Origin of the sequence: Methanobrevibacter sp. (genome assembly GCF_045120835.1) — an archaeon.
Classification (GTDB): Archaea; Methanobacteriota; Methanobacteria; order Methanobacteriales; family Methanobacteriaceae; genus Methanocatella.
Map to the genome: position 1 here is coordinate 1 of NZ_JBGVFE010000068.1, position 9773 is coordinate 9773.

The following is a 9773-nucleotide window of genomic DNA, read 5'->3' on the forward strand; positions in this document are numbered from 1 at the left end:
ACATCCCCGATTTGCTTTGAGTCATCACACAACTCCTCACTTACCACATTCATATTAACCACACTTAAAAAAAAGTATTACATTTTAAAAAAATTTTATCCAATTAGTAATACTTTTTTGTAAATTTTGAATAACTTTAATATTGATAAAGTACAAATTACTATATAAAATTTATCATTTGAATTGAAAAGGTGATTTAATGGAAAAATTGTTAGATGTCGAAAATGTTTCGATTTCATTTATTCAATACACTAAAGGATTAAATCAAAGAGATTTAAAAGTTATCACAGATTTAACCTTAGATGTATCTGAAGGAGAGATATTGGCAGTATTAGGTTCAAGTGGTTCTGGAAAAAGTTTACTTGCACATGCAATATTTGGAATTTTACCAGAAAATGCAAATCAAAATGGAAAAATAAAATTCAAAGGAAAAGAGCTGTCACAAGAAGATAAAGAAGAATTAAGAGGAAAAGACATTGTTCTTGTTCCACAGTCTGTGAACTTTTTAGACCCCCTAATGAAAATCTCAGACCAAGCCATTGGTCATGTTGAAAATGATGACGAAAAGAAAAGCAAAAAGTTAAAACAAAGGGAAATCTTTGAACATTACAATTTAGGCCCAGAAGTAGATGAAATGTACCCATTCCAATTATCCGGAGGAATGGCAAGAAGAGTACTCGTATCCACAGCATTACTATCAGATCCAAAACTCGTTGTAGCAGATGAACCGACACCAGGACTTGATGAAAAAACAGTAGAAGAAACCTTAAATCACTTTAGACACATGAAAGAAGACGGAATTGGAGTACTTTTAATCACACACGACATTCATGCAGCCCTAGAAGTAGCAGATAGAATTGGAATATTCTATTCCGGTTATGTAATTGAAATTGCATTAAAAGAAGACTTTTCAGGCGATGGAGAAAACTTACTTCACCCCTACACAAAAGCATTATATAAGGCATTGCCTGCAAATGGATTTGAAATAATCAAAGGACATCAACCTTTGCATGGAGAAATACAAAAAGGATGCCCTTACTATGACCGATGTGAAATGAGATTTGACCGATGTAAGGAAGAACGTCCCGAATTGATTGATTTAGGAAATAAAAAAGTTAGATGCTTTAAATATGAAGAAGGTGCATAAGATGAAACTTAAAGCTGAAAATATTTCATTTAAATACCCCTCCGCTAAAGATTACATAATAAAAAATGTCGATATTGAACTAGACAATAAAAAAATCATCGGATTGATTGGGGACAGCGGCAGTGGAAAGTCAACATTCTGTAAAATATTATCAGGATACATAACAAAATATGAAGGCAACGTAACATTAGACGGTCAACCACTCCCTAAAAAAGGATTTAAACCTGTTCAGTTAATTTATCAACATCCTGAAAAGGTAATGAACCCAAAATGGAAAATGAAACAGGTTCTAGATGAATCATATAATGTTGATGATGAAACTCTGGCGGAATTCGGTATTCAAAAATCATGGCTTACAAGATTTCCGCAGGAACTATCCGGCGGAGAACTTCAGAGATTTTCTGTCGTAAGATCCCTAAATCCAAATACAAAATTTTTAATTGCAGATGAGATGACTACAATGCTTGATGCAATCACACAAGCTCAGATTCTTGATTCTGTTTTAAAAATAGTCAAAAAAAGAAATATGGGATTTTTGCTCGTAAGTCACGATATGCCTTTAGTAGAAACCATATGTGATGAAAAAATCTACTTTAAAGATATTAATGGCATTTAATCATTAATATCCATTAATTTTTTAATTTGCCAGTCCGCCCAGACCATAGTGATATTATTGGAGACAATTTCACCCAGAACTATTCCCATCCAGGCTCCCCAGACTCCATAACCTAAAACAACACCCAACAAAACTGCAAAAAGAATTGTGAAACCTGTTTCCCTCATGACTGTCTGAAACATTGCGGCAATTCCCTTTCCAATGCCCTGGAAGACATAAGTTGACGCAACACCAACCGCCATTGTAGGATAGTAAATCACAATCCATGCAAGAAAACTTGTCAGTTCCCCTGCAATCCTTGCGCTACTTCCACTGGAAGCAAACACAGATGCAATATCTCCTGCAAATACGTTAGTAATGATTAAAACTGCAAATGCAAAAATCATAGATACCTTCATCGCATACCTATGTGCAATTTGTATGTTTTTATAATTTTTAGCTCCGTAATTGGCTGCAACAACACTGATCAATGCAGTTCCAATGGCCAAAATCGGAGTTGTACCGATTATTACTATTCTCCATCCTGTAGAGTAAACCGCAACCGAATCTGTTGAGCCAATAAAAGCGAGAAGTGCAGAAAATACTGCTGCAAAAAACGCATTGTTTAGAAGCTGAATGCTTGCCGGAATCCCCACTTTAACGATGTCTTCTGCAATATTCATTTTAAATTTGAAATTGACCAAATAAGGCTTTAGATAAGTGTCCTTTTTAAAGTAGAACCAATATACTAGAATTAAAATAACAAATACTGCAGAAATCAAGGTCGCAATGGCCGCACCCTTAACTCCAAGGTTCAAGAAATAGATAAAGACCGGATCAAGAACCATATTCAAAATAGCTGAGGCAATCATGGCATACATCGGCCGGGTTGAGTCCCCTTCTCCCCTATAAATCCCATACAGAGCATTTGAAAGAATTATGAGAATTGAACCTGCAACAATGATATTTCCATAATCTGTTGCATAACCAATAGTCTGACCGACGCCCATTGCATTGAGAATTGGAACAAGCAACATTAAAAGAATAACAGTTATGACTATAGACACAATAATGTCCAATAGAATTGAATGAATTGAAGCATTATCCGCTTTAGGCTTATCCTCTTCACCAATATATTTGGAGATTGCAAAAGAAGCACCTGCACTCAATCCATTTCCAAAACCGACTAGAATCATGAAAATTGGGGTGAAAAATCCAACGCCCGCAAGAGCATCGGCACCAAGACCGGACACCCAAGCGGCATCAATAAGATTGTATAAACTGGAAATGAGCAATGAAATAATCAAGGGTATGGACATGTGAATCAATGCTTTTTTGGGATTTCCAAGCATTATGTCCACACTATTTGAATTATCATTGCTCTGCATAAGTAAATATTAAAATTTATTCAAATATAAATTTAATCACACAATAATTTTCTGGTTCTTCGTTCAAACTCGTTATAATCAGACATGTAGAGTTTATCCTGTATTGGCCTGAATTTATCAAATTCGACTTTAACAAAATCATTAATTTCTTCACGAGAAACCTTACCCCTGCCTTCTAGAATTTGATATCCTACAAAGTTTAGAAAGTTATCCAATTGTTGTGCCCAATCAGCCATACTCATAGGAATTTCCCTTGTTGCCTGAAGTTCAGCAAAATTCAAATACAATTCAACAAGTTTATTGAGTTCAGCCAATTCATCTTCAGTTAAATAATTTTTAGCCACTTTTACATCACTTAACTGGATTTTACCCTCAGGAGAATGTTTCCAAGAGGTTAAACCCATGTTTTCTTTGCTACTATCTGCACGATTTTTAATAATTTCGGGAGCAGTCATACCGGAAACGGCATAATGAAGCTTATTTTGAACTTTAGCATAGAAATTTCTGGTAATCTCTGCATTTTTGTTATAATCATGGCTTGTTGCATACAAATCGGTTAATTTTTCATAGAATCTTCTTTCAGAAACCCTAATTTCTCTGATTCTTTCAAGCAAATCAGTGAAATAATCTTTTCCAAATCTTGACCCATTCTTTAATAATTCATCGTCTAAAACGAAGCCTTTAATCATGAACTCCTTTAAAATGCCAGTGGCCCAAATTCTGAATCGTGTTGCATTTTTTGAGTTGACCCTGTAACCTACTGAAATAATTGCATCCAAATTATAGAAATTTGTTTTATATTTTTTACCATCAGATGCAGTTACTCGAATTTTTCGAGTAACTGAATTTTCATCCAATTCATATCCCTAAAAATATTTTTTAAGTGATAAGTAATGGTATTCTCTTTTACATTAAAAACTTCCGCCATTGTCTTTTGAGTTGCCCACATTGTTTCTCGTTCCTGGTCAATAATTACGTCCATAGACACTTCGCCTTCATCACCAACATATAATAATGTTCTTGTTATCTGATTTTCACTCATAATTACACCTAATTTTTAAGTTATCAAAATATACACAATTAGATATTAGATTAAACTAATTAATATAGATTTTGTTGCAAATAAATGTAATTTAACTAATTAAAGCCAATTTTACAAACTGAGAACAATTTTACATGATTAGACAACTTTTTTGAGAGGGATTAGAAAAAGAAATTTAAAGAATGCATTAAGCAATGACGCAGCGCAAAAAAGTTTATCTGAAATTTAAACAAATTAAAACGAAAACGAATAAAAAAAATAATTATTAGGAGTTTAAAAACTCCAAAAAGATTAAAGATTATTTATCTCATCGAAATAGAGGATGTCATCACAAATGACCTCAAGCAATTCAGGGTCATGGCTAACAGCTAAAATACCAATATTATTGGACCTAGCATGCTTTAAAAGTGCTTCCCATATCTGTACTTGGGTTACGGCATCGAGCATGGTTGAAATTTCATCGGCAATGATGAATTTTGTTTTAGGATTCAATGCTCTTATTATACTGAAACGTTGCAATTCCCCACCGGAAAGTTCACTTGGCCAACGTGTAAGCCAGGAATCTTTAAGACCAAAAGTATCTTTTAACTCTTGTGTGGGAGTCCACGCTTCATTCAATACTTTTTCCATCTTCCATTTAGGATTCATGGTCTTTTCCGGATGTTGGAAAATTAACTGTACAGGATAATAATCCTTATCTGGAATTTTATTGCCATCTAGGGTTACATTTCCGGAATAGTTAGAAATATAACCTGCTAGAATTTTACATAAAGTCGATTTCCCGCTACCACTATCTCCAATCAATCCGATAATCTGATTACTGCTGACAGACAAAGAGACATCCTTCAATATTTGTCTTTTCTTGTTATATGAAAAAGAAATATTTTCCGCTTTAAGATCCATCATTGGCCTCCTTGAAATTGAAACACCTAATCATCACGCCATCATGTTCCTCCAGTTCCGGAATGTTATTTTCACATTTATCTAAACGTATAGGGCAGTTTTCGTAATATGGACATCCATGAACTTCACCTAATGGCTGAACGCCTTCAGTCAAATTAAAACCATTTCTAGGCAAAGAATTGATTAATGCTTTAGTATATGGATGCAATACATTATCGGTATTTTTGAAGTTTTCTACATGATTGATTTCGATAACATAACCAGAATAGAATATTGCAACCCTATCAGCTGTTTTTAGGGCAACATCGATTTCGTGAGTAATTAGCAAGACACCTTTACCGTGCTCTTTTAAGTTTTTGATGTCCTGTATAGTTTCCTCAACACTTTTTGCATCAAGGCCCGGTGTTGGTTCATCCGCAATTAACAAATCCGGGTCTCCAATTAAAGCTGTGGACAGCAATACCTTCCTTGCCATACCTCCAGACAATTCGAAAGGATATAAATCATCTACACTTTCATCAAGACCATATCTGGAAAAGATTTCCCTTTGTCTTATTTTTTTCTCCTTATGTTCAGCTTCATCCTTACATTCGCCGATTGCCTGTTCTGATACTTTCATTAAGGGGTCCAGGTAGTTTACAGATTGAGGAATTAAGCAGATTTCCTTTCCTCTTAATTTTTCTTTTAATTCCTGGTCCAAAACAGTGCCCCTATATTTTATCTCACCAGTCACATTTGAGTTGTAAGGCAGAATGCCTAAGATTGAATGCGCAAGAAGACTTTTACCAGAACCACTGGAACCCAACACTGCAACAATTTCGCTTTCATCAATGTCAATTGTCAAATCGGATATGACCTTGGAATCGTGCCTGTTCAATCCCTGAACGTATTGAGTAAATGATATTGATAGATTATTTACTTCCAATAATTTTGCCATAATATCACCAATCTAGTTATTCGCCTCGGAAGGGTCAAGTAATCGCTTTAGATTATCGCCGATAATATCAAACAGCAATACAACAATCAATAATGAAACACCCGGGAAGAATGCTAGCCACCAGGCACCCATTGCAAGATATGACATAGATTCAGACAGAATAATACCAATTGCCGGTTCATGAGGTGATAGACCAAATCCAAGGAATGTTACACTTGATTCATGCATGATTGCATGCGGAAATACGAGCAATGTTCCCACAAATATCTGGGAAAGTACCAAAGGCAAGATATGCTCTTTTGCAATCCACAATTTGCTTTTACCAAATCTTTTGGATAGGTTCACATATTCCGAAGTATTGATTTGAAGCACTTCAGCCCTAAGCACCCTTGTCAGATTAACCCAATGGGAAAATGCAACAGCCATTATTACACCAAATGCACCTTTACCCAATGCGATGGAAATCATCATGATTAATAAAATGTGCGGAATTGATGCAAACAAATCAATTAACCAGGATACAACTGTATCGCAGTATCTGTTAAAGCTTGCAACAAATGCAAGGATTGTAGCAATTATACTTGATATTATCGAAGCCCCCAATCCAATCATGATACTAAGGCTCAAACCTTTTATTGTTCGTGTAAACATGTCCCTGCCCATCCAATCAGTACCGAAAAGATGTTCAAATGAAGGGGCCTGCATTTTAATTGAAAAATCTGTTGGCAAATTGGCATTAATCAATGTTCCGCTTATGAAAATAATCAGCAAAACCAAACCTGTAAGCCCTATGGTCAAAAGCGTTTTTTGTCTTAGGTTCAGGGAACTGAATATGCCTTTATTATACCATGGCATTTCACTCATCGTTCTCACTCCTTATTCTTGGATCAACATATTCATAAATTATATCCGCAAGAAGATTTCCAACAAATACAAAAATGGCACTGATAATGACAATGCCCAACAATAACGGAACATCTGACCTTAATCCTGCGGCTACAGTTGCCTGACCAATTCCAGGATATGCAAATACCTGTTCCACAAGAATTGTTCCTCCGAATAACTCATTGAATGACAAGAACTGAATTGAGATTGCCGGAAGTAGAATATTTCTTATTCCATGATTTTTTATTATGCCCCAAAAGCTTTCACCTCTTGCCTTTGCAAATAACACATAATCACTTTTTTTAACGGAAATCAGCTTATCTCTAGTATACATAGTAAGAGAAGCAATTCCCACAATACTCAATGTTATTGCAGGCAGTATCATCCTATAAAGCCATTGCCAAAATGTTACAGTGTCAGATAATTGCCCAATAGGGACTGAAAGCCCAATAGGGAACCATCCCAAATAAACAGAAAAAACCATTAAAAGTACCAATCCAATCCAAAATGTAGGTGAAGACTGCAATACATAACAATAAGTTTTAATTGCCTTATCTATCCAAGTTCCTTCCTTTGCACCTGCAATTACTCCCAATCCAAAACCAACGATTCCGGATATTACCCATGAAACTACCATAAGAGTAAATGAAGCTGTAAATTTCTGAACAATAACTTCAGTTACAGGCACCCTATAAATCAATGAGAAACCCATACTTCCGGATGCCAAAGTTTGAAGCCATCCGACGACTCTTTCACCTAACGACAGATTTGTTCCCCAATATTCGCCCATGATTGCCATTTGCTCCTGACTGACAATTCTTTGGCCAAGATAAGCTTTTACCGGATCTATTGGAGATAACTGTATCATTATAAAACTGATTGCTGCAATAACAATTAATAAAATTAGTAATCTAATAGCCTTATATCCAAAAAATTTAACTAATCTTTTATTGTTAATTTTAACCATCTCGTGAAAATTTGTATAAAAAAAAGAAATAAAAAAATGATTTATTTTAAAATAAACCATTTATTTTTAATTGTTTAACTTGCTGTTTCGTTAAGACGAGTCCAATCGTAGATGTTACCCCATATATCTCCACCGTGAGGATAAATAAGGTGTGTACTATTGGAAATGTCTAAATTATCACTTACAAAGTAGGTGTAATCCATTGTTCCAACCCAAATGTAAGGATAATTACTGTTAGCTTCTTTAGATACTCCGGACCAGGAATCGTAAGAAGCATTGAGGTCTTGAGCCATTGCAGCATCAATACCTGAATCTACAGCAGAATCATTGAGCATTTGTACATTGTCATATCCGACACCAGCCACTCTTGAATCGTATTGGTGTTCAAGTGCGAATGGATCGGCTGAACCCCAACCCCATACTACAGCCTGACTGTGTATATTAGGGTCGATTTCATCCCAAGTTGCACCTACTGGCTCAATTTCAATACCTAATTCTTTAGCTTGTTCAGCAAGAGTTACAGCAATTGCTTGTCTTTCAGTAGCGGATGCTTTATAATATACTGTGAATGATGCTTTAGTACCATCTTTTTCTCTGATTCCATCATTGTCAGTATCTTTCCATCCGGCATTGTCAAGAAGTGCTTTTGCTTCATCCACTTTGCCGTCTTCAATGGTTGAATCATATGCCCAAGGCAATTGACCAGCTACACCATTGTAGGATACATTACCGAATCCGTTTAATGCACCTTCAATTAATTCTTGTCTGTTAATACCAATGTTTAATGCTTCCCTAACAGCAGGATCACCAGTTACATTGTTACCAATAGTGTAGTTATCATCAGCTACTTTTCCTTCATCCATTTCAACAGGCAATGAAACTCCACGTACATCAATTGAATCGAAGTATTCTAAGTGGTAGCCGTCAACAGTTTCATTTGCATATGATACTGCCACTTCAGCGATATCAACATCTCCGTTTTTAACTGCTGCAAATGCCGCATCAGAATCAAGGAATAGGTTGGTGATTTTTTCGAAGTATGGCTCTTTTCCATAGTAATCAGGGTTTTTCTCTAGGATAAATTGTTGTCCTTTATCCCATTGAGCTAATTTATAAGGTCCTGAACCGATTGGGTTTTGACCGTATGAATCTTCATTATAATTAGCTTCAGGAACGATTCCCACATCAGTCAATTTGTTAATAAATGTGGAATCAGGTTTTTCAAGTGTGAATACTACTTTATTACCGTCCGCTTTAGCTTCTTTCATGGAACTTAAATCTGCTCCTTCACCTAGTTCTTTAGCTTTAGTGTATGAAAATGCTACATCTTTAGCTGTTAACTGTGAACCGTCTGTGAATTTTACATCATCACGAATGGTTACTGTGTATGTTTTCAAGTCATCAGAGATTTCATAACCTGTAGCCAAATCATTTACGAAATTATTGTCCTTATCTCTTTTTAAAATTGTACTTTGTATAAGAGGGTCTGTTCCAGAATCGTGATATCCCCAACCATGCATTGGGTCAAAACCAAATTCCGGTTCTTCACCGTGAGCCGCAACACAGGTTACTAACTCATTGGCTGCATGCTCTGTGCTTCCTCCACCCAAAGCGAATGCAGCTATACCAATTATTGCAATTACTGCAACAACTGCACCGATAATATATTTTGTGTCCATTTTGTTTTCCTCATCAAAAATTACTTTTAATTAAATTATAAAGTAATATCCACAAATCAGTATTACTCAATTATAAATAATTATGAAAAAAAGTAATACGTTTTACTAATAAGATATTACAATTAATAAATCTTAATTTAAAAGTATTTAAATATTTTTATAAAAGATATTTTCCATCAAATATAAGAATCAAAAAGTTAGTCAACCTAGATTGAACTTAAAAAAAAATT

The 9773-nt window shown here is 35.2% G+C and carries 10 protein-coding genes; 2 read left to right on the top strand and 8 right to left on the bottom strand.

Annotated elements, in window-relative coordinates; translation table 11 throughout:
* The first annotated feature begins 199 nt into the window (after positions 1-199).
* Together ACJMLO_RS06510 and ACJMLO_RS06515 are read left to right on the top strand one after the other, a co-directional pair.
* The gene (locus tag ACJMLO_RS06510; protein ID WP_405295090.1) at positions 200-1147 is read left to right on the top strand and encodes an oligopeptide/dipeptide ABC transporter ATP-binding protein; all 948 of its coding nucleotides are present in this window, start codon (positions 200-202) and stop codon (positions 1145-1147) included.
* 1 nt (position 1148) lies between these two features.
* Positions 1149-1763 (top strand): ABC transporter ATP-binding protein, encoded by a 615-nt coding sequence (locus tag ACJMLO_RS06515; RefSeq protein ID WP_405295092.1) that lies wholly within the window; start codon positions 1149-1151, stop codon positions 1761-1763.
* Here ACJMLO_RS06515 and ACJMLO_RS06520 read toward each other — a convergent pair.
* From ACJMLO_RS06520 to ACJMLO_RS06555, 8 genes are all read right to left on the bottom strand, one after another.
* Entirely contained in the window at positions 1760-3130 is a 1371-nt protein-coding gene (locus tag ACJMLO_RS06520; protein WP_405295094.1) for an MATE family efflux transporter, read from the bottom strand. The genes ACJMLO_RS06515 and ACJMLO_RS06520 overlap by 4 nt on opposite strands.
* 32 nt (positions 3131-3162) lie before the next feature.
* On the bottom strand, positions 3163-3987 hold the full coding sequence (locus ACJMLO_RS06525; protein ID WP_405295096.1) for a virulence RhuM family protein: 825 nt from the start codon (positions 3985-3987) through the stop codon (positions 3163-3165).
* The gene (locus tag ACJMLO_RS06530) at positions 3951-4172 is read right to left on the bottom strand and encodes a hypothetical protein (RefSeq protein ID WP_405295098.1); all 222 of its coding nucleotides are present in this window, start codon (positions 4170-4172) and stop codon (positions 3951-3953) included. The genes ACJMLO_RS06525 and ACJMLO_RS06530 overlap by 37 nt, the downstream gene beginning before the upstream one ends.
* A 291-nt stretch (positions 4173-4463) precedes the next feature.
* Positions 4464-5075: an ABC transporter ATP-binding protein gene (locus ACJMLO_RS06535; protein WP_405295100.1), complete on the bottom strand. Its 612-nt coding sequence runs from the start codon at positions 5073-5075 to the stop codon at positions 4464-4466.
* Complete coding sequence (locus ACJMLO_RS06540) at positions 5065-6012, bottom strand: ATP-binding cassette domain-containing protein (protein ID WP_405295102.1); 948 nt, start codon at positions 6010-6012, stop codon at positions 5065-5067. The genes ACJMLO_RS06535 and ACJMLO_RS06540 overlap by 11 nt, the downstream gene beginning before the upstream one ends.
* Before the next feature lie 12 nt (positions 6013-6024).
* Complete coding sequence (locus ACJMLO_RS06545; RefSeq protein WP_405295104.1) at positions 6025-6876, bottom strand: ABC transporter permease; 852 nt, start codon at positions 6874-6876, stop codon at positions 6025-6027.
* Complete coding sequence (locus ACJMLO_RS06550; protein ID WP_405295106.1) at positions 6869-7864, bottom strand: ABC transporter permease; 996 nt, start codon at positions 7862-7864, stop codon at positions 6869-6871. Before ACJMLO_RS06550 ends, ACJMLO_RS06545 begins: the two co-directional genes overlap by 8 nt.
* Positions 7865-7938: 74 nt before the next feature.
* Complete coding sequence (locus tag ACJMLO_RS06555; protein ID WP_405295107.1) at positions 7939-9543, bottom strand: ABC transporter substrate-binding protein; 1605 nt, start codon at positions 9541-9543, stop codon at positions 7939-7941.
* Positions 9544-9773: the final 230 nt, after the last annotated feature.